The sequence below is a fragment of the Gordonia malaquae NBRC 108250 genome (genome assembly GCF_000344135.1).
Lineage (GTDB): Bacteria > Actinomycetota > Actinomycetes > Mycobacteriales > Mycobacteriaceae > Gordonia > Gordonia malaquae.
Map to the genome: position 1 here is coordinate 228,500 of NZ_BAOP01000004.1, position 25,966 is coordinate 254,465.

Below are 25,966 nucleotides of genomic sequence, written 5' to 3' on the forward strand. Positions count from 1 at the left end.
TCCACGCATAGGAGAAACCGATGACCACACTGGCACCCATCCCCGGCCGTGAGGAAGCGACGGATCCCCGAGACCCGCTGCTTCGGTTGACCACCTTCTTCGACGAAGGAACCGTCGAGCTCCTGCACCCCCGCGACAAATCGGGTGTGCTGGCAGCCGTCGGTGAGGTCGACGGTGTTCGCACCGTCTCCTATTGCACTGATGGCACCGTGATGGGCGGTGCCATGGGGGTTGTCGGTTGCGCTCACATCGTGAACGCGATCGACACCGCCATCGCAGACCAGGCTCCGGTCGTGGGCATCTGGCATTCCGGTGGTGCGCGCCTCGCTGAGGGCGTCGAAGGACTGCACGCGGTCGGCGGCGTGTTCGAAGCGATGGTGCGCGCCTCCGGCTACGTCCCGCAGATCTCCGTTGTCGTCGGATTCGCGGCAGGCGGAGCAGCGTACGGACCTGCACTGACCGACGTCGTGATCATGGCCCCGGACGGACGTGTGTTCGTGACCGGCCCCGACGTGGTCAAGAGCGTCACCGGCGAGAGCGTCAGCATGGAGGAGCTCGGCGGACCTCACACGCACGGCAAGCGCTCCGGCGTCAGCCACATCACCGCCGACTCCGAGCTCGACGCCTACTGGCGTGCTCGTCGACTGGTGACCACGTTCTCTCAGCAGGGCTCGATCGACATGACGCATGCGGCAGCCGAGGACAAAGACCTTCGCGCGCTGCTCCCTGAGTCGAATCGTCGCGCATACGACGTCCATCCGATCGTCGAGAACCTGCTCGACACCCAACTCGCGGCAGACGGTGCCACTGAGATCTCGACGTTCGAGGAGATCCAGGCCAAGTGGGCCCCGAACATCACGATCGGCTTCGGCAGGCTCGCCGGCCGGTCGGTCGGCGTGATCGCCAACAACCCGCTGCGCATGGGCGGCTGCCTCAACTCCGAGGCCGCCGAGAAGGCCTCTCGTTTCGTGCGGCTCTGCGACGCGTTCGGCGTCCCGATCGTTGTGCTCACCGACGTCCCCGGTTACCTGCCCGGCGTCGGACAGGAGTGGAACGGCGTCGTGCGGCGCGGAGCCAAACTGCTCCACTCGTTCGCCGAGTGCACCGTCCCCCGAGTCACCCTCGTCACCCGCAAGATCTATGGCGGCGCATACATCGCGATGAACTCCCGCGCCCTCGGCGCGACCGCCGTGTTCGCCTGGCCCGGCTCCGAAGTCGCCGTGATGGGCGCCAAAGCCGCTGTCGGCATCCTGCACAAGAAGACGCTCGCCGCAGCTCCCGAGGACGAGCGCGAAGCCCTCCACGACCGTCTGGCAGTGGAGCACGAGCAGATTGCGGGCGGCGTCGGCCGCGCTCAGTCGATCGGTGTCGTCGACGAGATCATCGACCCCTCGGTGACCCGCAGTCGTCTCGCTGAGGCTCTCGCCGCAGCACCGTCGCGTCGCGGTCGCCACAAGAACATCCCACTCTGACAGCTGTCGACCGCCCGACAGCACATCCACACCAGATACACCTAGCGCAACACGCACCTCACAAGGCATACTCTGTATCAGTAGTGTGATATCCGATCTCGACGCGGTGCCTTGGGGAAGACGTTCCTCGTCGAATCGGAGGTGAAACAGTGCGCATTCTGAACCAGTTTGCGGACCTGACGACTGGCGTGGTGTACATCCACGCCTCTCCCGTCGCGCTGTGCCCGCATGTGGAGTGGGCGCTGTCGTCGACGCTGAATGCGCGCGCAGATCTCAAGTGGTCGACGCAAGACGCCGAGCCTGGACGCATGCGCGCCACGGTGGACTGGACCGGTCCCGTCAGCACTGGTGCGCGCCTGGCCAACGCACTGCGCGAGTGGCCCGGCTTGGCGTTCGAGGTGACTGAGAACGCCAGCGACGGCGTCGACGGCGAACGATTCAGCCATGTCCCCGGACTCGGCCTCTGGCGCGGATCCATCAGCGCCAACGGCGACGTGATCGTCGGTGAGATGCAACTTCGCGCCATGATGGACGCCCAGCCCGACAGCGCAGGCCTGGCCGCCGAGCTCGACACCGCACTCGGAACCGCATGGGACGACGCCCTGGAGTCGTACCGCATGGGCGGAGCAGACGGCGAAGTGACCTGGCTGCACCAACGAGTCGGCTGACTCACTCCACAGACCATTTCCCACGGAACGCGCGCACGGCCATCGGCCGGGCGCGCGTTTCTACTCTCGGACCTTGTTTCCTAGGATCCGTTCATTCATCGCGATCCGCTGGCACTATGCCGGCGTAATGCGATGAACGTGCCGATCTTGGGAGCATCGCCACCGGACGTGCGTCAGCGACGAAGTTCGTTCACGACAGCGTTGTTGAATTCGCTCCACAGCGGTTTCGCCCACGCGCCGAAGGGCCGATCGGTCAGGACCACGCACGCGGCGCCGAGCACCGGGTCCACCCACAGGAACGTGCCCGCCTGACCGAAGTGACCGAACGTGCTCGGCGAGTTCTCTGAGCCGGTCCAGTGCGGCGACTTCTCGCCCCGGATCTCGTAGCCGAGACCCCAGTCGCACGGCCGGTGTTTGCCGTACCCGGGGACGAAGCCGTCCAGCCCGGGAAACTGCACTGTGGCCGCCGCAGCGGCCGTCTCCGGGGCGAGCAGCCGCGGCGCCAACAGATCGCCCGCGAAACGCGCGAGGTCGTCGACGTTCGACCGAGCGCCATGTCCGGCCGGACCGGCGAGCACGGTCGACGTCATGCCGAGAGGTTCGCACACGGCCTCGCCGAGATAGTCCTCGAATGCGATGTCGGTGTGTGCGGTCACGAGTTCGGCGAGCGTTTCGAAACCCGCGCTGGAGTAGATGCGCTGCTCCCCCGGCCCCGCCTGCGGCTCACGCGAGTCGAACGCCATGCCCGACGCGTGGGACAGCAGATGTCGAACCGTCGCTCCCGGCAGGCCTACAGGCGTCGACAAGTCGATCGCCTCCTCGTCGACGGCCACCAAGACCGCCTGTGCCACGAGCAGCTTCGTCACCGACGCCAGTTCGTACACGCGGGAGGTGTCGCCGGCAGTCGAGACGACGCCCCCGGGGCCGATGATCGCCCCGGCGACGTTGTCGACCGGCCAGCGGGAGAGATCGTCCAGCACAGTCACTTTGTGGCCGCCTACGGCGTCGCCGGAACGGTCGACGACTGGGGCGCACCCTCGTGCACCTCGGAATCGCCCTTCTCAGCAGGCGACTTCACTTCCGGCGTGCCAGAGGTCTCAGTGAACTGATCCTCGTCTAGCGTGGACGTGACGTCGTCGACTCCGCCCAGCACGCGGTCGACGTCGGCAGTGGTGTAGCCGCAGCTGTTGATCGCCTCCGACACCCATTTCTTGGTGAGTCGCGGGATGTTGGCCGCATGCGCGTCGGCGACCGAGGTGCGCTCCTTCGTCTTCGTCGAGCGACGCAAGTCCGGAACGTCCTCGCAGACGTGGAACGCCGAGCCGCCCTTGACCCACACGACCTCGTCCTTGCCGGTCAGTTCCTTCACCACGTTGGTCTCAACGCTGTACTGCTCGACCGACGGCGGATTCCAGTCGGCACTGGCCAGGCCGACCGCTGCGGCGATCACGATCGCGATACCGCCGGCGATGCCCTTCTGCTTGCCGTCCATGTCCTTGTTCAGGAAGATCATCACGATCAGCGGCAGGAACGCGATCACCGTGATGATGACGCCGAGTTGATTCTGAACGAAGAAGCGAACAGTGTCCTTGCGCGACGCCGGGTCGAGACGGTTCGCCTTCTTCCACAGCAGCGAACCGCCGAGGGCAAAAGCACCGATGACGACGAGCATGACGATGAGCAGCCACATGAGGATCGGATCCTGGCGGAGGACCCAGAAAATGGTGAAGAGTTCACCGCCGATGGCGATCGCCCACAGCACTGCGGCGATGATGCGGAAAGTCAGCGCCTTCGACTTCGCCTCTGGCGACGCCGACCACGAGCCACCGCTCGTCGTCTGCTGCTCCGCGACTTCGGCGCCCTTTTTCGCCCGTGAGCTCCGGCTGTTCTCGGCCATGTGTTTCCTCCCAGTAGCTTCTCGACTGCGCTCGAAGAACGGAGATAAGTCCGCTCGAAAGAACGGGTCGGGTTCCGCCCGACGAGCGCGTCATCTCCGCCCTTCGAGCGCAGTCGAGAAGAACATTAATGCAGATCCGTCGAAGAAATGCAGAAGGCCCGCCGACTCGAAGTCGGCGGGCCTCATGCGAGGTTCGCGAAGATCAGTGATCGGCGTCCGTGTAGCGGATGACACCGCGGATGTTGCGGCCCTCGAGCATGTCGGTGTAGCCCTCGTTGATCTGGTCGAGGGTGTACTCGCGGGTGATCATGTCGGCGATGTTGAGCTTTCCGACCTTGTACATCGACAGCAGCAGCGGGATGTCGAGCTTCGGGTTCGCGCCACCGAAGATCGAGCCCTGCAGGTTCTTCTGCAGCAGTGTCAGCATCGCCAGGTTCAGGGTCACCTGGTTGTCCATCATGTTGCCCATGCCGGTCAGGACGCAGGTGCCGTTCTTCGCGGTGATCGACAGCCAGGTGTCGACGTCCTTGCCGAACACTTCACCGACGGTCACGATGACCTTCTGGCACATGCCCCACTCGGTGGCGTTGCCGATCTCGTTCATTGCCTCTTCGACGGTCGCGAACGCCTGGGTCGCGCCGAACTTGAGCGCCTGCTCGCGCTTCCACTCGACGGGGTCGATGGCGAACACGTTGCGTGCGCCCGCGATCACGGCGCCCTGGAGCGCTGCGGTGCCCACGCCGCCGACGCCGACGATCGCGACGTCTTCACCCGGGCGGACGTCGCCGCTGCGGGTGGACGAGCCGTAGCCGGTGGGGATGCCACAGCCGCAGAGTGCGGCGACCTCGAACGGGATGTCCTTGTCGATCTTCACCGCGGACGCCTCGTGAACCACCATGTAGGGCGAGAACGTGCCGAGCAGGGTCATCGGGTAGACCGGCTGACCGTCCGTCGTGTGGATCCGGAACGTGTGGTCCGAGACCGCTTCGCCCTGCAGCAGCATGGCGCCGAAGTCGCAGAGATTGGCGACGCCCGCCTTACAGGACTTGCACTTGCCACACGACGGGATGAACGACAGGACGACGTGGTCGCCGACCTCGAAGTCGGTGACGCCTTCGCCGAGTGCTTCGACGACGCCCGCGCCTTCGTGCCCGCCGAGGATCGGGAATCCGCCCATCGGGATGCCGCCGGTCATCAGGTGATGGTCCGAGTGGCACATGCCCGCGGCTTCCATGCGGATCCTGATCTCGTGCGCCTTGGGGTCGCCGATCTCGATCTCTTCGATCTGCCACGGCTGGTTCAGCTCCCGCAGGAGTGCGCCCTTCGTCTTCACCTTCACAACCTCACTTCGAACGGATGTCTTCTCGGGCCACGCGTTTCGCGTCGCGCGTGATCGTGCTTCGCTTGTGAGAGTAGTCACCTGAGACGGAAATTGAAACACGTTCCAGTTTTGATTGTGGAACGTGGTCCGATTCCGCTGCTCAGACGGCCATCTCGTGCGACACGATCAGCTCTTGAGGCCCGCGTCCTTACTGCCGTATGCCTTCCGCAGACCCGGCTTCACCACCTTGCCGCCCGCATTTCGCGGCAGTTCGTCCACGACGACTATGTCCTTGGGGTGCTTGAAACGGGCGAGGTTGTCGTTGAGGAACGGTTCAAGCTCCTCGATGGTCAACTCGTCGACACCCTCAGCGAGCACCACGACGCCGACGGGAACTTCGCCCCACTTGTCGTGGGCGCGACCGATCACCGCGGCTTCCAGAATCTTCGGGTGCGAAAACAGAACATTCTCGACCTCGGCGCAGTAGATGTTCTCTCCGCCGGAGATGATCATGTCCTTGGCCCGGTCGACGACGAACAGGAACCCCTCCTCGTCGGCGCGCACGAGGTCGCCCGAGTGGAACCAGCCGCCGCGGAACGCATCGGCAGTCCCCTGCGGGTTCTGCCAGTACCCGGCCATGAGGTTCGCGCCGCGATAGACGATCTCGCCCACCTCGCCCTGCGGCACGTCGTTCATCTCCGGATCGACGATGCGAGCGGTCACCGCGGGCACCACCTTTCCGATGGAACCGATCTTGCGCTGCGCGTCCTTTCCTTCGAGCACACACGTGATCGGCGACATCTCGGTCTGCCCGAAGACCGCGATGTTCAACGCGTCCGGGAACGTGTCGTTCATCGCCTGCAGCACGGTGTCCGACGCCGGTGCGGCGCCCCACGAGATCACGCGCAGCTTCACATCGCGCGGCTTGGCCTGCTGGGCCGCGCAGACGGCCTGCCACTGTGCCGGAACCAGGAAGATCGATGTGGTGCCTTCGCGCTCGAGAGTGTCGAGCATGTCGTTCGGATCGAACGCCCCGAGCGGATGGATCACCGACAGCGCGCCGATGTAGATCAGGGCCGTCATCGCACCGAGCGCGGCGATGTGGAACATCGGAGCGACGCACGAACCGATGTCGTCGGCCGACGTGTTGAGCGCCTGCAGCGTCGTCTGCGCCTGCGACTGCAGGTTCTGGTGAGTCAACATCGCACCCTTGGGCTTCCCCGTGGTGCCCGAGGTGTACATGATCAGGGCGATCGTCTCCTCCGGGATGTCGATGTCCGGAAGCGGCTCCCCTTCTTCGGACACCAGAGCCTCGTAGTCGAGGTGACCGTCGTTCTGTGCCCCGCCGACGACGATCGTGTGCTCGATGGCGCCGGTGGCCGCCGACACCGCATCAGCCAACGGCGCGAGCATCGTCTCGGTCACGACGACCTTCGCTCCGGAGTCGGAGACGAGGTATCCGATCTCAGGCGGCGTCATGCGGAAGTTCACCGGGACCGGGATCGCGCCGATCAGGTTCGCCGCGAACACCAACTCGACGTACTCCGTGCGGTTGAGCATGATCACGAGGATTCGATCGCCGAACGACACTCCGCGACGCAGGAGCGACGCAGCCAGCGAGTGCGTGCGCGCGTCGAGTTGCGACCACGTCGTGGTGGCACCCATGAACCGCAGCGCCGGAGCGTCCGGTTTCATCTCCGCATGTCGACGGACCTGGTTGTTCCAATGGTGGCGGCGTGAACGCTGCGGCTCGGCGTTGAGGGCGAAGCCCAGTACGTCGGTCATCTCTTCTAGCTCCTCGATCTCAGGTCGTGCGATGGGTTCGGGGTGGGTGGTGCGGGGTCATTTGCCGACGAACGCGGCGAGCGCTCGCCCGAAGGCCGGGGATTGCAGGAGCTGTGTCTGGCCGGCGATCTCGCGGTCGATCGCGTCGTCGTATCCGGCCAACGAGTGCGCGTCGAGGGCCGCCTTGGTCACGGCGAGTGCGTCGGGCGAGCTCTTGAGAAGCCTGCCGACGACGCGGTCGACCGTCGCGGTCAACGCGACGCCGTCGTCGACGACGGCGTTGATCAGACCGGCGTCGAGCGCCTCGGGTGCCCACAACTTCTCTCCCAGAAGCGCCAGCGCATTGGCGCGTGCTCGCCCGAGCGACGCGGTGAACAGCGCAGTCGCTCCACCGTCGGGCATCAGACCGATGTTGACGAAAGCGAGCAGGAAGTACGCACGACTCGTCGCATAGACGAGGTCGGCGGCGACTGCGAGTGACGCGCCGATCCCGACCGCGGCGCCGTCGACAGCCGCGACCACGGGCATCGGCAGCGACCGGATTGCCCCGATCAACCGCGAACCGTTCTCGATGATCGCGCGCGACGCCGACTCGTCGAACCCTCCGGTGGCCGCCGAGTCCGCAGCCATGCCCGCCACATCGGCGCCCGCACAGAAAGATCCGCCACGACCCGTGATCACAACAGCCCGAATGTCCGAGCGCGTCGCGAAGTCGCGGCAGAGTTCGATGATCCGCCCGGAGGCCGCACCGTCGAGCGCGTTCATCCGTTCCGGTCGATCGATCTCGATGCGTGCGACGCCCCGACCGTCGATCTCGTCCCAGACACCGCCCTCGAACCCGGCCTCGTCACTCATCGTTCCTCGCATCACCGTCGGACTTGTCGTTGATATGCCACACACCGTAACAGGAAGAGTGACGGAAGTCATGCGAATAGTCATTAACTTATAAGTCAACTTACTGGGTGATGACCTGGGTTTATCCAACTTCAGATGATTCTCAGCATGTTTCTCCGGGCTTCGATACCATCACTACCCATGACCATCCGGCCTGCCGATCGACGCGAGAGGATTCTGTCGACCGCCGCGGCCGCGTTCAGCTCCGAGGGCTACGCCGCGACTCGCCTGTCAGACATCGCAGACGAGGTGGGGATCTCCACGCCCGCCCTCTATCGCCACTTCGACACGAAGTACCGACTGTTCTCCGCGACTGTCGAGCAGTTGTCCCGACGCGTGGACGAGGCCGTCTCGAGCGTTCGGACCCATGACGATCCGAGGAGCGAGTTCGCCGCGGTCCTCACCGCATTCACCGACATGACGTTCGTCCACCGAGCCGGCGGCAATCTGTACCGATGGGAGGACCGGGTGCTGCGCGCCGAGGATCGCAGCTACACACGTGATGTGCGGATCCGCCTGAACCGCAGACTCAGGGCGCTCGTCGAGGCCGCTCGACCCGACATCGACCGCACGACGGCACAAGCCGTGACCATCGCGTCCCTCTCCGTGGCGGCGAGCGCGACCACCCACCGCGCAGCCCTGGGCCGACGCGCCGCGGTCGACCTGTTGTCGAACGCCGCGGCCCGCATCGTCGAAGTGGAGGTGCCGCAGCCCACCGAAGCTCACGTCCCCGCCCCCGGGTTGGCGCCCACCGGCCGACGCGAGGCGATCCTTGCGGCGTCAGTACGCCTCTTCGCCGATCGCGGCTTCCACGAGGTGACGGTCGACCACATCGGCAACGCCGTCGGACTGCCCGCCTCCGGGGTCTACCGCCACTTCTCGTCCAAGAGCGCCATCCTCGCGGCCGCCCTCTGGCGAACGGCGGACCGCACCACAGACGCTGTCGCTGCGGCACTCGCCCAGGCACAGACCCCGAGCGAGGCGGTCGTCGCCCTCGCCGAGCGGTACAGCGAGCTCTGTGTCGACGCACCCGACATCATGACGGTCTACATGAACGGGATCGGCGCGGTGGACGAGAGCGAGCGTCGAGCCCTGCGCCGAAGTCAGCGTCTCAACGTCGACGAGTGGGCTGCGTGGGTCGTACGCGCCCGGCCGGAAGTGACCACCGCTCAGGCGAGATTCCTGGTCCACGCGAGCCTGAATGTCGCGACCGATCTGGTCAACGGGCAACCAGGGATCGGGAAGCCTCTGGTGGCGGCGGCATGCGCGAAGGCACTGACCGGCTGACGTCTACCGAGACGGGCCCGACCGAGAATCGTTCGGTCGCAAACATCCGACACGAATGCCCCAAATCTCGCCGGCGCTAGACGACGTCCAACCCGGAGACCAGCCATCGACCGTCGGCCTTCACAAGTGCCAGTTCCACACGCGACTGCGACGGGTCCCCTTGGCCGAGGACCGGCGCATCCGGGCTGGTCACTGCCATGTCGAGAGCCACCAGAACCACGGCTCGATCAGGTTCGATGGACACGATGCCTGCACTGGTCGCCGAGCCCTTCGACGACGCCTTCGCCTCGTCGTTCGCCTTCCGCGCGAGCTGGGACGACTTGATGTATTCATCGGCGAACTCGGGAGTCGAGATCGCCCGGATGCGTCGATCGAGGTCGTCGTACTTACCGAACCCGTAGGTGAACATCTCCGACGCGTACGTCTTCGCATCGCGGAGCGCACCCTCCTCGTCGGTGCCGCCGTCGTCGCCCGACGACGCCGCGAGGAGCACACCGAGCACGATCACCGCCACCGCAAGGACGGCCACAGCCGCACCCAGCGCGACGACGACGTTGCGTCCGCCGGACGTCGACGGCTCAGCCGTGTCGCTCGACTTCGCGATGTCGACGGTCTCGCTAGCCTTCTCTGCTTCCTCCGCGCGGATGCGTTCGCGATTCGCCCTGTTCACGGCGAGGAAGTCGTCACCGTCGAGAGGTGTCGGGCTGTCGTCAGAACTGGAGGGCATGGGCACCAATGTAGCGGTATCTCCGTGTGCCCCTTGCCACAGCTCGTCTGATCACATATATCTGATAACAGAGTGTCGCACATCGCGACGCAGGCACCTTCCAGCATCAGGAGACGTCCACATGGTCACTTTCACCCCAGAGCAGACTGCGTTCGCACAGGCAGTCACCGACTTCTGCCAGCGCGAGACCGGCACCCGCGAGCAGCGTGACAAGTGGACGAACAACGGCGAGGAGAATCACTCGCAGGAGTTGTACAAGAAGATGGCCGACCTCGGCTGGGCGGGCATCATCGTCCCGGAGGAGTTCGGTGGGGCCGGGGCGGGAAACGTGGAGCTCTGCATCTTCCTCGAAGAGGCCATTCGCAACCAAGCGCCGATCGGCGGAATCGGGCCGACACTGATCACCGCCGCGGCCTACGAGAAGTTCGCGAACGACGACCTCAAGCGCGAGGTGCTCGAAGGCGTCGTCGCGGGTGACGCGCTGTCGATCTCGATGTCCGAGCCCGAAGCCGGATCCGACGTCGGCGCCCTCACTTGCCGCGCAGAGAAGGTCGAGGGCGGCTGGGTCATCAACGGCCAGAAGACGTGGTGCTCGAACGCTCATTTCGCGAAGTCGATCCTGCTCATCGCCCGAACCGACCGCAGCGGAGGCAAGCACGAGGGTCTCACCCAGTTCCACATCCCCGCCGACACTCCCGGCCTGCAGATCTCGCAGATCGACACCCTCGGCGGCCGCGAGGTGAACGACCTCTACTTCACCGATTGCAAAGTGCCCGATTCCGCCGTCGTCGGCCAGGTCGGCAACGGCTGGAAGCAGCTGATGGCAGGCCTCAACACCGAACGTCTCATCCTCGCCGCGATGCAGCTCGGACTGGCGCAGCGCTCGTTCGACGACACGCTCGCGTTCATCACCGAGCGAAAGCAGTTCGGGCGGCCGATCGGCACGTTCCAGGCGTTGCGCCACCGGATGGCCGACCACGCCACGGAGATCGCGTGCACCAGGGAACTCGTCTACAGCGTGGCGAAGGCCGCCGACGCCAACCCCGACAAGCTGATGCCGCGCGAAGCGTCGATGGTCAAGCTCAAGGCCACCGAGACGAGCAAGGCGATGACGATCGACGGCATGCAGATGATGGGCGGCTACGGCTACGCCAAGGAGTTCGACGCCGAGCGGCTGATGCGCGGCGCGATCATCTCGACGGTGTTCGGCGGCACCAACGAGATCCAGCGGGATGTCATCGGAAAGACGTATGGACTCTGACTCGGTCTCCAAGCCCGCACTGGGTCGGCGTCCGCAACTGTCGGAGGAGGTGGCGTCGGTCGTCCGACACAGGATCATGACGGCCGAGCTCCTCCCCGGCGAATGGGTCCGCCTCGACGAGACGGCCGCTGCGCTCGGGGTGAGCGTGACGCCGGTCCGAGAGGCACTGCTCACGCTGCGGGGCGAAGGCATGGTCGCCTTCGCCCCGCACCGCGGGTACACCGTGGCCGACCTGACCCGCACCGACGTCGCCGACCTGTTCTGGCTGCAGGGCGAAGCCGCAGCTCGCATCGCCCGACGGACATGTGTACTCATCACTCCGTCGGAGATCGATCAACTCTCGTGGGCGAACGCGAACCTCAGGGGCGCGGTCATGTCAGGAGACGCCGCCGCGATCGTCGAGGCCGAGTTCGATTTCCATCGGACGCACAATCACATCAGCGGCAGCGGAAAGCTCGCATGGATCCTGCAGAACGCGACGCGGTACACGCCGCACCAGCTGTACGCTCGCGACCCCGAGTGGGCGCGCGAGGCGCTCGAAGCCCACGAGGAGTTGATCAACGCGTATCGCGCAGGTGACGGCGAGGCCGCGGCCGGTGCCGTCCGTCGCCAGTTCGACGACGGCGCCGCCCGCCTCATCGGACACCTCGAATCCACTCCGATCTGGGACTGACCAGCCGTTTTGCACCGCACAGAATCCATGCGCTAGAGTTTGACCTCGGTTCGGAAAGAACATTCCCCCATAGCTCAATTGGCAGAGCAGCCGACTGTTAATCGGCAGGTTACTGGTTCGAGTCCAGTTGGGGGAGCTTCAAGAAACCCGCTGGTGACAGCGGGTTTCTTGCTTTTCTACCGACGAGTAAGTTTGCGGATGGGTACTTGGTGGGTACCTCGGAATCCCTGATGCGCCGTAAGTTGCTTGCGTTTGTCTGCGGTTATTGCCTACGGTGTGGGCACCACTTCTTCGAGGGTTGGAAGACCCCAGCGGCCGCCCCGGCCGCGGCTGAAGCGCTTCGGGCACTGAGACGCCCGGCACCGGCGAGGCCGGCTGCAGGACTGGGCGTTCAGAGGCATTCAGACCTCTGGAGAAGAAGTGTCCGAAACGAACCTGCTCGATGATGATCTGCGGGCGTTCCGCGCGAGCACCGTCGCCGAAAGGCTCGACGTCTCCGTCGACACCGTCATCCGACTTGTCGACTCCGGCGAGCTGCGCTCGATCCGGCCGCGTGAGCGCGGACGAGTGCTGCTGATCTCGGCAGCGTCACTGCGGCGGTACATCTACGGGGACAGCGAGTGACGCAGGGATTGCGGCCACTCACGCCGGTACTCCCCCGGCGATGCTCGACGTAAGCAGCAGGAGCAGTAGCAACAGCGCCACCGCGGCCACCTCGGTGATGATCGACGACTCCACAACAGCAGCCGGCCACCGCGGCCACCCTCGGTTACACACGACTCCACGGCCGCAACACGCACCGCAGCGCCCCGGCGCTCCTCCCGAGGGTCGGTTGGGTCGGTTGGGTCGGTTCGAATTCCGCTACGCGCATGCGGAAATTTTTCCGTGCGCCTCGGTGAGTGTCACATTTACATCACCTGTCACATGTGCCCCATTCCAGGGTGTCGCACGTTTTCATTTCGTGTATGTGGGAGCCAAAAGCAACCGACCCAACCGACCCAACCGACTCTTGCCTCCGACGCAGCCCCGTAGGCGAGCGCTCCGTGATACTCTGGTCGTAGTTGTCAGGGGCCGCTACGCCAGGTTCCTGGCAAGGGATAACCCCGAGGATGGACGTCAGTCCACGGTGTAGCCACCGAACGGCCGAGCAGCCGGTACTCCTCCGACGTGACGCAGGATCTCGCCCGGCAGGCGAGGCGACATAAGAGGCTGGGTAGGGAGTTAGCGCTCCTGTAAAGCACCGGGCGGATTCGTTCCGCCAACGAGGCACGGAACGAATCCGCCCAGGTATCGCCGGGAAAGCACCCCTCTCCGGACAGTTCAAGCTGTCTGGAGTTTTTCATGGGTTGCACCCTTGAGGTGGCCGCTCTCGCGGCCCCCGAAATGTGGACCACCGGCGACGCCGTCGCCGCTGGTTGGGGCTATTCCACCGTCCGTAAGTACATCACGGACGGTTTGATGCCGTCTGCGGAGAAGGTTCAGGGCCAGTGGCGGTTCGACCGCGCCGAACTCGAAGCGCTGCGCGAGCCCGTCCCGGCGGACATCGCGCCTGCCGTCGAAGTTCTGAGTGATCCGGTCCGGGAGTGGACGCTGGAGCAGGTGGCATCTGCTCCGCCGATGAATGCGCGTGAAGCGCGCGTTGTGGCCGCGATCTTCCGGCGCACCGCCAAGGCGGGTGTCGCGGGGTGATCGCAGAAGAAAACCCCGGATGCCAGTCCGGGGTCTCCACGAATCCTGCGTCTCACGGCACGGAGTCTGTGTCTCACTATATGGGACATGCTGACGGGGCCGCAAGCGGTGCTGTGTCAATCGCGCCGGAGCATGTCGACGAACTCGCTGTGTCCGCCGTTCCGCTCGATGTGGCCAAGGAGCACGGCGTCTACACGGCGACGGATCGTGACGGGTTGCCCGGATGGGCGCAGTGGCTCGACGACAAGTTCGGCACCGTGATCTACCCGGTGCTCTGCTACCCGATGGTCGAGCCCGATGGGTCGATCACTGGCCAGGTCAAGCCGGCTGCGGGCTCTGTGGTCGACAACGACGGCAACGAGATGAAGTACGTCTCCCCTGCCGGGGCCGAGTCTCCGCAGTTCCCGGCCGTTCGCGTGGTCGACACCCCTGCCGGGGTGATCATCGCCGAAGGCGTGAAGCAGGCACTGGCGCTGGCCGCGTACGCTCCAGCCGACTGGTCGATCTACCGGATCTGTGGGATCACCGGCTGGGTGCGCGATGGCGTGCCCACCAAGCACCTCCGCGTGGTCCGGGGTCACGGTGTCGTCATCGTGCCGGATGCGGATGCCTCCACCAAGCGCGCGGTGTACGACGGCGCCGCCGAGCTCGGAGCTGCGTGCGCGATGCGCCGAGCAGAATCTGTGCGGTTCGCCCGCGTGGCCGGGTTCGGCAACACCGGTATCGACGACCTCCTGGGCGCGTGCGCTGATGACGACGAACGCCGTGAGATGGTCCTGGACCTGTTGGCAGCAGCATCGGACAAGCCTGCGAAGACCCCGCCGAAGGGTTTGACCGCCACACAACGCAAAGAGAACGAGGCCAGTCGCGCTGCCGCTCGACTGGCCGCTGAACGGCGCAACGATCCGCGGCCTGTCATCCATGTCGGCGAGGACCGCTTCCAGGTCATCCACCAGCTCGACACCTTATTGCACCGCTGGTTCGACGGCCGGGTGCTGTTCCGACACGGTGATGCCCTTGGACAGATTGTGACTGAGGAGCGCGGGCCGGTGGTCAATGCGGTGACGCAGGGTGCCTTCGCCGACCTCGTGTCACAGGTGGCGATCACGGTCGACGGCGCTGTCCGCGACGACGGAAAGGGTTGCTCTCACCCCTTCGCCTGGCCCGACAAGAACACTCTCGCCGCCGTCGAGTCGCGTTTTCGCACCTACATGCCGCTTGATGGTGTTAGCGGTGTGCCGCTGGTGCGGGCAGATGGGTCCGTCGTCACAGCCGCTGGGTACGACGCCGAAACGCGGCACTACGTCCATCTCACCGACGACCTGATCGGTCTGGATGTACCCGACAGTCCGACACGGCAGGACATCGGTGACGCCGTGCAACTTCTGGTGGTCGACCTGCTCGGGGACTTCGCGTTCAAGGACCGATCCGACGTCGCGCATGCGATAGCGGCCATCCTGACCCCGCTTGTGCGCACGTTGTTGCCGACGAGCCCTGGCTTCGCCGTGAACGGCCTCCAGATGGGGATCGGCAAGGGTTTGCTGCTGTTCGTGATCTCGACGGTGGTCTCCGGGCTCATGCCTCCGCTGGCGATGCTTCCCTCGAATGAGGATGAGATGCGCAAGTCGTTGACGGCGATCTTGCACAGCGGCCAGACGATCGTCTTCTTCGATGAGACGGCCGAACTCGATTCGGCGGTGCTCAACGGCTTTATGACCGCTGAGAGATGGTCGGATCGACGTTTGGGTGTCACGGAGCGGATCGAGATGCCGAACACGGCCGTCGTTTTTTTCGCCGGCAATCAGATGGTCATCCTGGGTGATGCGGCGCGGCGCATTGTCCAGATCCGACTCCATACCGATGAGCCCAACCCGGAGAACCGCACTGGCTTCCGTCATTCGGACCTCAAGGGGTGGGTGGTCGAGAACCGTGCGCGGCTCCTGCGAGCGTGCCTGGTGCTGATCCGTGCGTGGTTCGATGCCGGTCAGCCGGTCCCGGACCACAGCTTCCGCATGGGCTCCTTCGAGAGGTGGCAGGACATGATCGGCGGAATCCTGATGGTCGCCGGCATCGAGGGCTTCACCGAGGGTATGGCCGAGCAACGCGCGGACGCCGACTTCGAGGGTCAGCACTGGGCCGCTCATCTGGCCTGGTTGTCGGACAAGTACGGCGACGGCGAGTTCACCGCGCGAACCGCGGCCGACGACCTGCGCTATGACGACGAGGCTGAGTACCCGCCGGGCCTGGAGAACCTGGTCGAGAAGTCTTCGGCCGCCCGTGAGTTGGGCAAGGCGTGGTCCAAACAAACCGATCGTTGGCGTCCGAACGGTCTGCGGATCGTCCGGTCGGTCGCCGGTCAGGGCGGCCGGATGAAGTGGCGGATCGAGCAGTTCGACGAAACAGCCGGGGGCCCCGTTGAATCTGCTGCGGCGACTTCTGCGCCTCCGCCTGCGCCGAAGATGCCCGCTGAGGGTGGTCGTCCGATGCCGGTCATCACCGATCTCGACGAAGGGGTGGCGTGATGAGCGCGATCTTCTTCGACATCGAGACCCCCGACGCCGACGAGCTGTACACCTACGGCCAGGGCTACTGCCGCCTGGCAGGGTACGCGGTCGACGATGGCCCGGTGGTCATCACCACGGACATGGACGAGTTGTGCGAGGTGATCGCGGCCGCCGACCGGATCTGGGCGCACAACGCGATCGGCTTCGATCTGGCGGCTCTGGAACACTGGCACGGACTCGATGTGGCCGAACTGGTTGAGCAGGGCCGGGTGCGCGACTCGCTGATCCTGGCCCGGCTCAACGATCCCCCGCTGCCGGGCAAGGTTGACGCACGTCGCTACGGCCTCGATGCGCTGGGGCGCCGACTGCTCGGCGAGGGCAAGGTGGTCGACGACGGTGCGTCCGCGCTCAAGAAGCTGTCCGAACTGCACGGCGGTTACGACCGGATTCCGCTGGACGATCCGACGTATCGGGCGTACCTGGAGCAGGATGTGGAGCTGCTGCGGTCCGCGGCGAGCTTCCTGGCGTGCGACGCCTACGGCGTGCGGGAACACCAGGTCATGTACCGACTGTCACAGATCAGCCGCAACGGCTGGCGGGTCGACGTGGCTGAGGCTCGCCGTCGTGTCGCGGCGCAGGAGTCGCGGACAGTCGGTTTGCGCAAGGAGCTTTCCGACCGCTACGGCCTGCCGACAGATGGCAAGGCCCCGCACCGGACCAAGGCTGGGATCGCGGCGCTGGAACGCGCGTTCGAAGCCTGCGGCGTTGTCCCGCCCCGGACCGCCAAGGGCGCGCTGGCCACTGGCAAGGACACGATCATCGGCCTGCTGGACGAGCATCCTGAGAACCCGGTCTTGCGGGAGCTGTGCGCGCTGCTGCTGGCGCTCAACGGGCAGCGATCGGTGACGCAGACGGTCCTCGACCACACCGGACCCGACGGTCGCGTGCACCCGTGCATCGACGCCGGGCAGAGCACTGGTCGGATCTCGGTGACCAAGCCCGGTCTGACCGTGATGGGTAAGAGGGACAGGGCCAATGCGCTGGAGCGGTCGCTACTGCTGCCCGATGAGGGTGGTGTCTTGATCGCGTTCGACCTTTCACAGGTCGACGCCCGAGCGGTGGCGGCGCACTGCCAGGACCCGGCCTACATCGACGCATTCGCCCCGGGCAAGGATTTCCACACCGAGATGGCCTTGGCCCTGTTCGGCGATCCGGCCCGGCGGTCCGACGCGAAGCCGGTCACCCACGCAACGACCTACGGCATGGGCCCTCGCGGGCTCGCGACGTCCGCGGGCATCCCGCAGGGCGAGGCGGAGAAACTCATGCAGACTCTCGACCGCCGGTTCCCGGGGTTGGCGCGGTGGAAGCAGGAGATCCGGCGCGAGGCCGAGCGCGGGTTCGTCTATTCCGCGTGGGGTCGGCCGATGCGGATCGAGAGGGGCCGTGAGTACACCACCGCGCCGGCGTCGCTCGGCCAGGGAACCGCGCGCGACATCCTCGCCGAGGGGATCCTCCGGCTCCCCGAGTGGCTGATCCCCTGTCTGCGTGGGGTGGTTCACGACGAGATCGTGCTGTCGGTGCCTTCCGACCGGGCCGGCGAGGCTGAGCTGGCCGTGCTCAGTGCGATGCAGTTCCAGATGTGCCTCTCTCCGGATGCGATCCCGGTGCCGATTCTGGCCGACAAGTCCGACCGGGGTGCCGACTGGGCCGACTGTTATCGCAGCGAGAAGTCCGATTGGCCGGAGGTAGCCCGCGACCACCGCGAGCAGACCCGCTGCCACGACCCGGGGTGCGTGTGGCACACCGGCAACAACGAAGGAGGACGTACGGATGGGTGACGTGATGAAGCCGGGCCGCGGTCGCCCGGCACTGGTCGAAGCGGTGATCGCTTTGTCCGAATCGGATACATGGGACGAGGCACGGGGCGAGTGGGAGCCCTCCGGCGGCGAACATGCGAAGGGTGTCGGCTCGTATGACAACGAGTGCGTCTGCGGCCAGAAGGGGTTGGTGTACCTGTTCGAGATCGCGAATCCGCTCACCGGCGCGGTGCTCGGACCGATCGGCTCCGAGTGCATCCACTACTTCGAGGACGCGGCGATGGACGCGAGTGTGGCCGCGCTCAAGGCGATATGGAATCTGGAGCAGGTCGTGGCGGCGCACATTCCGCTGGAGATGAAGCACTTGAGCCGTTTGAAGATCGCTGCGCTCTTCGAGTACGGGGCGATTGAACAGAGGGAGTACAACTTCCTTCTCGACATGTTCAACAGTCGCCGTGCCCCGTCCGCGAAGCAGCGGGCCTGGGCGGTGGCGATCCTGCGTGCCGGACCCGGCTCGGTGCGGGCATTCCTGACCGATACCGCGGCAGGCAACCGGCCGCTCGTGCGGGTCCGAACCATTCCCGAGGCGGTGACCCGATGAGCACCATCACCGTCTACACCAAGCCGTCATGTGGCCCGTGCGCCATGACGATCCGACGACTCGACGCGGCCGGCCTGACCTACAACACCGTCGACATCAGCCAGGACGACGACGCCCGCGACTACGTCATGGCGCTGGGCTACCAGCAGGCGCCCGTCGTCGTGGCCGGCACCGAGCACTGGTCGGGGTTCCGGCCCGAGCGGATCAAGGCACTCAGCATGGAAGGAGCGGTCGCATGACCGACTACCCGGACTACCTCGCGGAAGACGTTCACCCTGAGGACTACGCGGCGGATCAAATCGCCCTCCGTCAACGGGTCTGCGAGGCGTACTTCGCGCCTGAGCGGGTGGCACGGCTCGCGGGCCTGGAGCCGTATGTGATCATGGGCGGACTGCTGGAGGCGATCAACGAGGCGATCGCAGCCGAGCAGGCTCGGATCGACGATGGGACGGTCCGACCGTCGAGTCCGCTACGCCCGCTGCGCGCTGTGGGGTGGTTCGAAGCCCTCCACGCGATCCTGGCTCTGCACCCGGTGCGCGTCCTGTTTCTGTCCGGCGGGCAGCGCGTGCTGGGTCTGTACGACGACGATCCCACGTCGCCGACCTACCGGACCTTCAGTCATCCGGATCGGTGGTTGCACGAGTTGGTCATCCGGTACGGCGGCAACCGGCGTGCGGCGGGCGTCGGGAACATCCGTCTCCATCTGAGGCTCAAGGCCCGCGCGTTGTCTGTCGACGACGTCGCTGACGACGAGAACGGAGCATCGGCATGAGCCGCACGGTGAAGGTGAACACCTACCACCGGGGCTTCGGCTGGACCTTGATCCTGAGCTTCACGATCATCTCGATGATGCTCAACGGCGTGCACGCGGTCCTGACCATGCGCGCCGACGGCGACGGCTGGGCAGCGTTCGCGATCGCTCTGATGGCCGTGATGGCGCCGCTGTCGATGCTGCTGACCACTCACCTGTTGGTGGGCCTGATCCAGGACTGGAGCCACCGGCGTACCTGGCTGGTGCGCCTGCGGGGCGTCGTGGCTGCGGTGTCGGCTGCCATCGCCCTGGTGTCCTTCGTCCTGTCGTTCGCGGCGCTGCGGGACATGGCCGTCCTCTACGGCGAGATGAGCACGAGCCTGGCCTGGCTGGTGCCGCTGATCATCGACGCGGTGATCCTGGCCGCGACCCTGGCGGTTGTTGTCGCGGAGGCGGAGATGCGCCTGGATCGCGAGGAGATGGCCCGCGCCGCCGAGTTGGCTGAGGCGTCCGTGACGACGGACAGCGGTGTCACGGTGGCGGCTGTCCGGATGTCCGCCGGGCCGTCGATGACACCTGGACACGACCGGGCGGACAGCACCGGCGGACACCCTGTCGTCGGTGTCCGCCGGACTGTCACGGACACCGCGGATGACACTGTCGTGGACACGCTGGACACTGCGGCTGACACTCCGGCTGCGGTTGTCCAGGACACCGTGATTCCGCTGTCACGGCCCGCTGACCAGCGTGTGGACAGTCCGTCGGTGTCCGTCCAGGGCTCGGCTGACACTGCTGACACGGGTGTCCTGGACACCGCGGATGACATCTTCGATGACGATGTCCAGGATGAGGCTGACACCTTCGATTCCGCTGTCCAGGACATCGTTTCCGGGGGTGTCAAGGCTGCGAATGACACCGCCGTGGACACCGGTGAGACCGTGGCTGACACTGCGACTGCCGGTGTCCAGGACACCGCGGATGACACCTTCGATGGCGGTGCCCGCGATGACGCGGACACCTCCGCGGACACGCTGGACCTGGCGTCGGTGACGGCGCGGGTCATCGCCGAGGTCGGCACCACCGCGGACACCGCGGTCGTCGAGCGTGTCCTGGAACTCGCGCTCGATGGCATGAGCGCCCGCAGGATCAGTGACGCGCTGGCGCCCGAGGGACCGAGCCGGACCCCGATCGCGGCGTGGGTCAGGGCGGCCAAGGAGCAGCCGGTCTACAGCGCGGCCCTCGCGGGTCGCCGCCAGCTCGTCGCCGTCGACTGACCCGGTCGACGCCGAAGACCCCCGCCTGCCACTGGCCGGCGGGGGTCTTCTCATGCCGCGGTCGAGGCCTTCCTGATGCCCATCTGCATATTCTGAAAGAACTCCGCGGCTACTGCACCGGATATTTCGTCGGCCCCATCGACGTACTCGCCGACCGGTCCGTGGTCTGCGCCAGGACAACCCGACCGCCCGCCGACAGCACCCTGCACAGCCGTCCGCGACGGCCGCCGGTGTGCAGCGGCCCGGTGCGGGCGGAGCCCGCTCGGGACGATGCCGCTTCGACGTCGACCGTGCTGGCCAGGTGTCGGCCACCGCCAGAGCGGCCACCGCCGGCGACCACCGCAGATCCTCTTCACCGCTGCGGTCGACCATCACCGAGCTGCGGACAGGCCGCAGAAGAACATCCTGATGCCCGTTCCGGCCGCCTCATCACGCCGCTGCCGGCCCATCGGCCGGATCGGCACCACCGGGGCCATCCGGGGCCGAAATCGCCGCAGAAGGGCCGTTTTCGACCCCTGCGCCACCTGCGTCACGGGCATTAAAAAGGCGGCGCAGGGTCACGGGGTATCTGACCTGCGGAAACGGCAAGGCGCGAATAACCCTGCGCCGTAGAGAAACGGCACGGCGCAGGCCCCCCTGCGAAACCCCTGTTCTCGCAGGTAGACCCCTGCGCCATCGACCCCGATTTCGGGGTCATTTCGGAGGGGTGCCCGAAAACCGTAACTGGCATAAGGGAGAGTGACGCACTTCGAGTTTCGGCGCTGGTCACCGAACCCCTGCCCGGACGCCGGTGGCCGCGAGCGAGCGAGTGGCCATCCGGTGCCGGGATCCAGGCAGGCCGGCACGGATGCGAGCGCGCGAGCATTCGGGTCTGCCGCCGACCCCACGGGCCCGTTACCGCAGGTCGCGGGCCCTGCCGCGCTGCGCGCGGACCGAGGGCCGCAGGCCCGATCCCTGTTATCCCCCGCGCGAAGCGCGGCTCCCCAAGCGAGCGCAGCGAGCGGTGGGAATCACCGGGCCGCAGGCCCGCCGAGCGCAGCGAGGGTAGTGATTCCAATGGGGCCTAGGAATCACCCCTGTTTCCGGGTAGCATCGACGGGGAGCGCAGCGAGGGCCCCCGTCGATGCAGGGACCCGGGAACAGGGGTGAGGCCTACCGGCGACCGCCGCGGGGGCGGCGAGCGCAGCGAGCCGGAGGGCCCCGCGCGGCTGTCGCCGGGGACGCCGCAGGCGGCCCGCCACCGGCCGTCAGGCCGGCCATAGAGATCAGGGAGGAGACGCCGAGCATGTCGGACACCGCGAGCAGAGCGTCGATGGACTTCCGCAGCATGCAGTCGGCGAGCCCGGCCGCGGATGCGACGCGGCGGATGAACACTCTGTACGAGTCGATGCGCAAGACCGCCGGTCCGCAGGCTGTCGCGATGTACGCGGCGCAGAACCCGGCGATCAATCCGGATATGACTCGGTTTAATCGGGACTTTGTCAACGACGGCGAGGGCGGGTACCGCACAGCCACATCGTTGAAGGAGGTGGTCGACTACGGGACGGCGCGGCGGAACAGGCTGTCGCGGCCGATCAAGGGCAAGCTCGACAAGCACGGCGAAGGTGCCGGCGAGCGGCACGCCCAGACCATCGTGATGCAGTTACCCATGTACTTGCTTGAAGAGGACGGCACCTTCTACCACCCGCTCGGCAAGGACGGGCTGCCGAAGGACGGCAAGGACGACCGCCCGCTGGTCTCGCTCCCCCGCTACCGGATCAAGCCGGAGATGCAGAAGGAGGCCGATCGATACGTCGAGGCGGTGATGGACTTCCAGGCGGCGCTGCTGCCCGGTGGTCAGGATGCGATCCACGGCGGCTCCTTGAACCTGGACGAGCACCGGCCGCACCTGCAGCTGTTGGTGGACCCCTTCGCGGCGAATCCGCGCGGCAAGGAGCCGGACGCGCTGCTGAACTCGTTCAGCTACACGTTCGGCAGGCATCCGAAGGACAAGATCAACTTTCCGTTGCGGCAGAAGGTTGACAAGCGGTCCCGCCGGCCGGTCTTCGACAAGGCCGGCGATCCGGTCATGGTCGCCATCGGTGCCGACGGCAAGATGGAGATGTACCACCAGCGCTTCAAGGACTACTTGGTCGAGAAGGGCTTCGCGATCGAGGCCGAGCGTGATCCAGTGCGCCACGATCGCCGGGTCGTCGGCGACATGATCGACTACGGCGAGGCGATGGACGCCGCCCGCGAGGCCCAGGAGCAGTCGCAGACGGCGATGGCTGATCTGGGCGCGGCGCTGGAGACCGAGGACTCGGCCGCGGGGCTGATGGCCGATCTCGCGGCCGAGATCGATGTGCAGAAGGTGGAGCTGGCTGCCGAGCGGCGCGCCGCCGATGCCCGTGCGGCCGAGGTCATCGCCGAGGCGGAGCGCACTCTGGCCGCTGCGCGAGAGAGGGCCGCACACGCTGAGTCCGCGGGGTACGACGCGGGCTTGACCGCCGGTGTGGCCGAGGGGCGGGAGCAGGGTCGCGCCGAGGGTCTGTCCGCGGTGCAGGAGCTCCGGGAAGAGTTAGAGACCGCGGTGGAGGACGGCCGCAAGCAGGGTTACAAGGAAGGCTACGACCACGGTCGGGAGCGGGGCCGGGTGGCCGCGAATATCGAGTACGACTTGAAGGTCGCGCGACTTGAGGAGCGTGAGGCGGCCGTCGAGCGATGGGAAACCGAGACCGCACCGGCACTGCGCGACGAGATCCGCACCGAGATCGAGAACGAGATGCAGGCCGATCGTGATGCGGCCACGCAGGCCCGAGATGAGGCTGAGCGGGACCGAGACGAGGTCAAGCGCCGACTGGATGCGATCCCGGTATACGACCCGGCCGAGGCCGAGAAGCACTCGCCGGCAGAGCTCGTCCGACACCTGAAGAAGATGCGCGACGCCGACTCCGGCAAGCCGGTGCTGGAGCAGGCGCACCATCTGGGTGTGCAGAACTACGAGGCTGAGGCTCAGGGCCAGGGCGTCGATCAGAAGACGTTCATGACCGAGACGCGCGCCGAGCGCAACGAGCGCCTGAACGCCCGTGGCGTGCGGCTGTCGGCGTCGACGGAGCAGCAGCAGAAGAAGAGGCCCCAGGGACAGGGCCCGGGACAGAGCTAGGAGGAGCAATGACGGACCTTTCACCGGCGACCGAGGCGGTGCTGGCCGATCGGCAGGCCGAGCGCTATGAGGCGATGGCGGCATCGCGGGAGGAGAGGTCGGCGCGGTGGTACGGCGGCGGGAGCTATGCCTTCGTCGACTCGATGGCCACCGCGGACGAGTACAGGAAGAAGGCCGCGGCGTTTCGCGCGCAGGCGCGGCACTATCGCGAGCTGGCTGCTCGCGCGACGAAGGGATAGGTCATGGCAGATGAGATCGACAACGAGCGGGTCGAGCAGATCCGCAAGCTCCTGGACGCCGAGGGCGAGGCCGCGGTGCAGCACCGTTTCGGCGAGGAAGAGCTGAACAGCGAGGAGTTCCGCATCGCACAGAGGCAGCGCCAGCAGGCGCGGGCCCGGCACCAGGCCGCGGCCGAGAAGAGGGTGCGCGAGGCCGAGGCGAGCGAGGCCGACCGTGCGGCCGCAGTGGACCGGGAGCAGGCGCGCAAGGAGCAGGCGACCGAGCAGCGCGAGGCCGAGGCGACCACGGCGGCGCAGGATCGGGGCCAGAGCTCGGCCGGGCAGCAGGGCCGCAGCGGCGCACAGGCCGACCGCACCGATGCCCAGCGCGGCCCGGACCGGGCCCGGCAGGCTCAGGAGAGGGTGGCCGCGGTGCGCCGGGACCTGGCCGAGGGCGATCGGCACCGTCATGAGAAGGAGCTGGCCGGCAGTCAGGGCCGCGGTCAGGGCAGGTGAGGTGACAGACGACAGCCCCGGTGCATCGCACCGGGGCTGTTCTCTTGGGGCCGGGTCAGGTCGTCAGGTTGGTCGAGGAGATGTCGACCAACCTGACGAGTTTGCCGGGCCCGCCGGCGATGAGTAGCCGGCCCTGACCCCGGCCGGGCAGCAGCTCGGCCCCGCTGATCCGCTCCACCCGGTCGCGGCCACCGGAGGCATGTCCGGCCACGTCGGTGGAGACCGAGCCGCGCTCGACGTGCCCGGCCGCCCAGGACGCCCGTTCGAGCAGTTCTTGTTCCACCGGGCAGGGCGCGCCGGACCCCGGCGGCAGGATGAGGATCTGCGGGAAGACGTCGCGCAGGACTTTCAAGCCCGAGCTTCCCCAGCGGGGCTCGAACTGGCTGGTGGCCTGCACCGCGGCGACGATGCGGATCCCAAGGCCGCGAGCTTCCCCGATCCAGTTGGCCAAGCGAGGCAGGGGCGAGGTGTTGGGCAGCTCGTCGACCGACATGAGCAGCGCAGGTAGCTGGTCGACCCGGCGGCGCCAGTGGTTGACCAGACCGGTCAGCGTCGTGGCCGCCGCCGGTGCGGCGTTGCCGGTGAGCGGCGAGATGATGTACAGCGTCGCGCCGGGGGCTTCGAGCATGTCGGGCCGGAACGGCACCGCGGTGCCGTCGCCGGCCACGGCGTCGGAGGACCAGGCCCCCAGCGCGGTCTGCATGTTGATCGCGATGGACCCGCGCTGCTCGTCGGAGCGGCCCCGGGCCGCGGACAGGGCGCTGGCGTGGCGGGAGCCGCTGGCCACCAGCCGGTTGATCGCCGTCAGCCAGTTCGGAGTCTGGTAGTCGGCGGGGGTGTCGGGGTCGACGGTGAGCGCGGCTGCGTCGGCATCGACGGCGGCCAGGGCCCAGTTGATGCCGCCGCCGGGCTTGTCTTCGTTGTCGACGGGGTCGTAGTAGCCCGCGGCCGCGGTGAGGATGCCGGCCAGCGGCCGCATGGCCAGGGACTTCCAGAACGCCCCGTCGCCGCCTCCCCCGCCGCCGTCGCCCGCGGCCAGATCGCCCACCTCCATCAGCAACCCGGCCATCTCCAACGCGGTGTCGTTGCTGTCGACGAGCGTGGTCGGGTCCGAGCTGACGAGGGTGACCGGCAGGCCCTGGTAGGCGCTCTCGGGCACCTCGTTGGACAGGTCCATGACGTAGACGGGTCCATAGCGAGCCCTCGTCGCGATGGTCAGGCCGAGGATGTCGGCCTTGGATGACACGCTCACCACCGGGCGGCGGCCCCACTCCAGCACACCTGTGGAGATCACGGTCCGGCTCTTGCCGGCCGAGGTGATGCCGGTGATCAGCACGTGGGGCATGCCGGTGCGGTAGGGCCGGCCGGTGTCGGGGTCCAGGCCCACGTAGGGCTCATCCAAGGGCGCGGCGCTCTTGGCGGGGGCCGCAGGCGCGGCGCTCTTGCGGCGCAGGACGGTTGCCATTGCT

24 protein-coding genes and 1 tRNA gene are annotated in these 25,966 nt (G+C 66.8%); 17 read left to right on the forward strand and 8 right to left on the reverse strand.

What is annotated here, in order from left to right; genetic code table 11:
- Positions 1 to 20: 20 nt before the first annotated feature.
- Together GM1_RS04360 and GM1_RS04365 are read left to right on the forward strand one after the other, a co-directional pair.
- Complete coding sequence (locus GM1_RS04360) at positions 21 to 1,472, forward strand: acyl-CoA carboxylase subunit beta (RefSeq protein ID WP_008376884.1); 1,452 nt, start codon at positions 21 to 23, stop codon at positions 1,470 to 1,472.
- 149 nt (positions 1,473 to 1,621) lie between these two features.
- The gene (locus GM1_RS04365) at positions 1,622 to 2,140 is read left to right on the forward strand and encodes a DUF3145 domain-containing protein (protein ID WP_008376885.1); all 519 of its coding nucleotides are present in this window, start codon (positions 1,622 to 1,624) and stop codon (positions 2,138 to 2,140) included.
- 173 nt (positions 2,141 to 2,313) lie between these two features.
- Here the strand turns inward: GM1_RS04365 and GM1_RS04370 are convergent, their stop codons facing one another.
- The 5 genes from GM1_RS04370 to GM1_RS04390 form a co-directional block, all read right to left on the reverse strand.
- Entirely contained in the window at positions 2,314 to 3,126 is an 813-nt protein-coding gene (locus tag GM1_RS04370) for a serine hydrolase domain-containing protein (protein WP_008376886.1), read from the reverse strand.
- 11 nt (positions 3,127 to 3,137) lie between these two features.
- Positions 3,138 to 4,037, reverse strand: coding sequence for a cytochrome b family protein (locus tag GM1_RS04375; RefSeq protein ID WP_008376887.1), 900 nt, complete (start codon positions 4,035 to 4,037; stop codon positions 3,138 to 3,140).
- 202 nt (positions 4,038 to 4,239) lie between these two features.
- Complete coding sequence (locus GM1_RS04380; RefSeq protein WP_040519501.1) at positions 4,240 to 5,370, reverse strand: NDMA-dependent alcohol dehydrogenase; 1,131 nt, start codon at positions 5,368 to 5,370, stop codon at positions 4,240 to 4,242.
- A gap of 174 nt (positions 5,371 to 5,544) precedes the next feature.
- A complete protein-coding gene (gene fadD5, locus GM1_RS04385; protein WP_008376889.1) occupies positions 5,545 to 7,143 on the reverse strand; it encodes a fatty-acid--CoA ligase FadD5 in 1,599 nt (532 codons plus the stop codon).
- A gap of 57 nt (positions 7,144 to 7,200) precedes the next feature.
- Positions 7,201 to 7,998 (reverse strand): enoyl-CoA hydratase-related protein, encoded by a 798-nt coding sequence (locus tag GM1_RS04390; RefSeq protein WP_008376890.1) that lies wholly within the window; start codon positions 7,996 to 7,998, stop codon positions 7,201 to 7,203.
- Positions 7,999 to 8,178: 180 nt separating this feature from the next.
- Between GM1_RS04390 and GM1_RS04395 the strand changes: the two genes are divergently transcribed.
- Entirely contained in the window at positions 8,179 to 9,324 is a 1,146-nt protein-coding gene (locus tag GM1_RS04395) for a TetR/AcrR family transcriptional regulator (protein WP_008376891.1), read from the forward strand.
- Positions 9,325 to 9,400: 76 nt separating this feature from the next.
- Here the strand turns inward: GM1_RS04395 and GM1_RS04400 are convergent, their stop codons facing one another.
- Positions 9,401 to 10,051, reverse strand: a complete 651-nt coding sequence (locus GM1_RS04400; RefSeq protein WP_040519463.1) for a hypothetical protein — start codon at positions 10,049 to 10,051, stop codon at positions 9,401 to 9,403.
- Between the two features lie 121 nt (positions 10,052 to 10,172).
- Between GM1_RS04400 and GM1_RS04405 the strand changes: the two genes are divergently transcribed.
- From GM1_RS04405 to GM1_RS04455, 11 genes are all read left to right on the forward strand, one after another.
- Positions 10,173 to 11,312 (forward strand): acyl-CoA dehydrogenase family protein, encoded by a 1,140-nt coding sequence (locus GM1_RS04405; RefSeq protein ID WP_008376893.1) that lies wholly within the window; start codon positions 10,173 to 10,175, stop codon positions 11,310 to 11,312.
- On the forward strand, positions 11,302 to 11,985 hold the full coding sequence (locus GM1_RS04410; protein WP_008376894.1) for a GntR family transcriptional regulator: 684 nt from the start codon (positions 11,302 to 11,304) through the stop codon (positions 11,983 to 11,985). Before GM1_RS04405 ends, GM1_RS04410 begins: the two co-directional genes overlap by 11 nt.
- A gap of 63 nt (positions 11,986 to 12,048) precedes the next feature.
- Positions 12,049 to 12,121: transfer RNA gene (locus GM1_RS04415), tRNA-Asn, on the forward strand.
- A gap of 284 nt (positions 12,122 to 12,405) precedes the next feature.
- Positions 12,406 to 12,609, forward strand: a complete 204-nt coding sequence (locus GM1_RS04420; RefSeq protein WP_008376895.1) for a helix-turn-helix domain-containing protein — start codon at positions 12,406 to 12,408, stop codon at positions 12,607 to 12,609.
- A 717-nt stretch (positions 12,610 to 13,326) separates the two neighbouring features.
- Positions 13,327 to 13,674, forward strand: coding sequence for a helix-turn-helix domain-containing protein (locus tag GM1_RS04425; RefSeq protein WP_008376896.1), 348 nt, complete (start codon positions 13,327 to 13,329; stop codon positions 13,672 to 13,674).
- Between the two features lie 113 nt (positions 13,675 to 13,787).
- The gene (locus GM1_RS04430; RefSeq protein WP_040519466.1) at positions 13,788 to 16,196 is read left to right on the forward strand and encodes a hypothetical protein; all 2,409 of its coding nucleotides are present in this window, start codon (positions 13,788 to 13,790) and stop codon (positions 16,194 to 16,196) included.
- The gene (locus tag GM1_RS04435; protein ID WP_008376898.1) at positions 16,196 to 18,016 is read left to right on the forward strand and encodes a DNA polymerase; all 1,821 of its coding nucleotides are present in this window, start codon (positions 16,196 to 16,198) and stop codon (positions 18,014 to 18,016) included. Before GM1_RS04430 ends, GM1_RS04435 begins: the two co-directional genes overlap by 1 nt.
- The gene (locus GM1_RS04440; protein ID WP_008376899.1) at positions 18,009 to 18,596 is read left to right on the forward strand and encodes a hypothetical protein; all 588 of its coding nucleotides are present in this window, start codon (positions 18,009 to 18,011) and stop codon (positions 18,594 to 18,596) included. Before GM1_RS04435 ends, GM1_RS04440 begins: the two co-directional genes overlap by 8 nt.
- Positions 18,593 to 18,835 (forward strand): glutaredoxin-like protein NrdH, encoded by a 243-nt coding sequence (gene nrdH / locus GM1_RS04445; RefSeq protein ID WP_008376900.1) that lies wholly within the window; start codon positions 18,593 to 18,595, stop codon positions 18,833 to 18,835. The genes GM1_RS04440 and nrdH overlap by 4 nt, the downstream gene beginning before the upstream one ends.
- Positions 18,832 to 19,368, forward strand: a complete 537-nt coding sequence (locus tag GM1_RS04450) for a hypothetical protein (RefSeq protein WP_008376901.1) — start codon at positions 18,832 to 18,834, stop codon at positions 19,366 to 19,368. Before nrdH ends, GM1_RS04450 begins: the two co-directional genes overlap by 4 nt.
- Positions 19,365 to 20,621 (forward strand): DUF2637 domain-containing protein, encoded by a 1,257-nt coding sequence (locus GM1_RS04455; protein ID WP_008376902.1) that lies wholly within the window; start codon positions 19,365 to 19,367, stop codon positions 20,619 to 20,621. The genes GM1_RS04450 and GM1_RS04455 overlap by 4 nt, the downstream gene beginning before the upstream one ends.
- Positions 20,622 to 21,773: 1,152 nt before the next feature.
- On the opposite strand, the gene GM1_RS22245 is transcribed toward GM1_RS04455, so the two are convergent.
- Positions 21,774 to 21,995 (reverse strand): hypothetical protein, encoded by a 222-nt coding sequence (locus GM1_RS22245; RefSeq protein WP_157435796.1) that lies wholly within the window; start codon positions 21,993 to 21,995, stop codon positions 21,774 to 21,776.
- Here GM1_RS22245 and GM1_RS04465 point away from each other — a divergent pair.
- Genes GM1_RS04465 through GM1_RS04475 form a run of 3 tightly spaced genes read left to right on the forward strand, consistent with a single transcriptional unit; the run spans position 21,988 to position 24,497 of the window.
- The gene (locus GM1_RS04465) at positions 21,988 to 23,763 is read left to right on the forward strand and encodes a FliH/SctL family protein (RefSeq protein WP_157435798.1); all 1,776 of its coding nucleotides are present in this window, start codon (positions 21,988 to 21,990) and stop codon (positions 23,761 to 23,763) included. The two genes, GM1_RS22245 and GM1_RS04465, sit on opposite strands and share 8 nt — an antisense overlap.
- Before the next feature lie 8 nt (positions 23,764 to 23,771).
- On the forward strand, positions 23,772 to 24,002 hold the full coding sequence (locus tag GM1_RS04470; protein WP_008376904.1) for a hypothetical protein: 231 nt from the start codon (positions 23,772 to 23,774) through the stop codon (positions 24,000 to 24,002).
- Between the two features lie 3 nt (positions 24,003 to 24,005).
- Complete coding sequence (locus tag GM1_RS04475; RefSeq protein ID WP_008376905.1) at positions 24,006 to 24,497, forward strand: hypothetical protein; 492 nt, start codon at positions 24,006 to 24,008, stop codon at positions 24,495 to 24,497.
- Between the two features lie 55 nt (positions 24,498 to 24,552).
- Here GM1_RS04475 and GM1_RS04480 read toward each other — a convergent pair whose 3' ends face one another.
- Positions 24,553 to 25,962, reverse strand: a complete 1,410-nt coding sequence (locus GM1_RS04480; RefSeq protein WP_008376906.1) for a type IV secretory system conjugative DNA transfer family protein — start codon at positions 25,960 to 25,962, stop codon at positions 24,553 to 24,555.
- Between the last annotated feature and the right edge of the window lie 4 nt (positions 25,963 to 25,966).

Coding starts and splice junctions, on each gene's coding strand:
- GM1_RS04360 (WP_008376884.1), top strand. CDS start 21: ATGACCACACTGGCACCCATCCCCGGCCGTGAGGAAGCGACGGATCCC.
- GM1_RS04375 (WP_008376887.1), bottom strand. CDS start 4,037: ATGGCCGAGAACAGCCGGAGCTCACGGGCGAAAAAGGGCGCCGAAGTC.
- fadD5 (WP_008376889.1), bottom strand. CDS start 7,143: ATGACCGACGTACTGGGCTTCGCCCTCAACGCCGAGCCGCAGCGTTCA.
- GM1_RS04390 (WP_008376890.1), bottom strand. CDS start 7,998: ATGAGTGACGAGGCCGGGTTCGAGGGCGGTGTCTGGGACGAGATCGAC.
- GM1_RS04395 (WP_008376891.1), top strand. CDS start 8,179: ATGACCATCCGGCCTGCCGATCGACGCGAGAGGATTCTGTCGACCGCC.
- GM1_RS04400 (WP_040519463.1), bottom strand. CDS start 10,051: ATGCCCTCCAGTTCTGACGACAGCCCGACACCTCTCGACGGTGACGAC.
- GM1_RS04405 (WP_008376893.1), top strand. CDS start 10,173: ATGGTCACTTTCACCCCAGAGCAGACTGCGTTCGCACAGGCAGTCACC.
- GM1_RS04410 (WP_008376894.1), top strand. CDS start 11,302: ATGGACTCTGACTCGGTCTCCAAGCCCGCACTGGGTCGGCGTCCGCAA.
- GM1_RS04425 (WP_008376896.1), top strand. CDS start 13,327: ATGGGTTGCACCCTTGAGGTGGCCGCTCTCGCGGCCCCCGAAATGTGG.
- GM1_RS04435 (WP_008376898.1), top strand. CDS start 16,196: ATGAGCGCGATCTTCTTCGACATCGAGACCCCCGACGCCGACGAGCTG.
- GM1_RS04440 (WP_008376899.1), top strand. CDS start 18,009: ATGGGTGACGTGATGAAGCCGGGCCGCGGTCGCCCGGCACTGGTCGAA.
- nrdH (WP_008376900.1), top strand. CDS start 18,593: ATGAGCACCATCACCGTCTACACCAAGCCGTCATGTGGCCCGTGCGCC.
- GM1_RS04450 (WP_008376901.1), top strand. CDS start 18,832: ATGACCGACTACCCGGACTACCTCGCGGAAGACGTTCACCCTGAGGAC.
- GM1_RS04455 (WP_008376902.1), top strand. CDS start 19,365: ATGAGCCGCACGGTGAAGGTGAACACCTACCACCGGGGCTTCGGCTGG.
- GM1_RS04465 (WP_157435798.1), top strand. CDS start 21,988: ATGAACACTCTGTACGAGTCGATGCGCAAGACCGCCGGTCCGCAGGCT.
- GM1_RS04470 (WP_008376904.1), top strand. CDS start 23,772: ATGACGGACCTTTCACCGGCGACCGAGGCGGTGCTGGCCGATCGGCAG.
- GM1_RS04475 (WP_008376905.1), top strand. CDS start 24,006: ATGGCAGATGAGATCGACAACGAGCGGGTCGAGCAGATCCGCAAGCTC.
- GM1_RS04480 (WP_008376906.1), bottom strand. CDS start 25,962: ATGGCAACCGTCCTGCGCCGCAAGAGCGCCGCGCCTGCGGCCCCCGCC.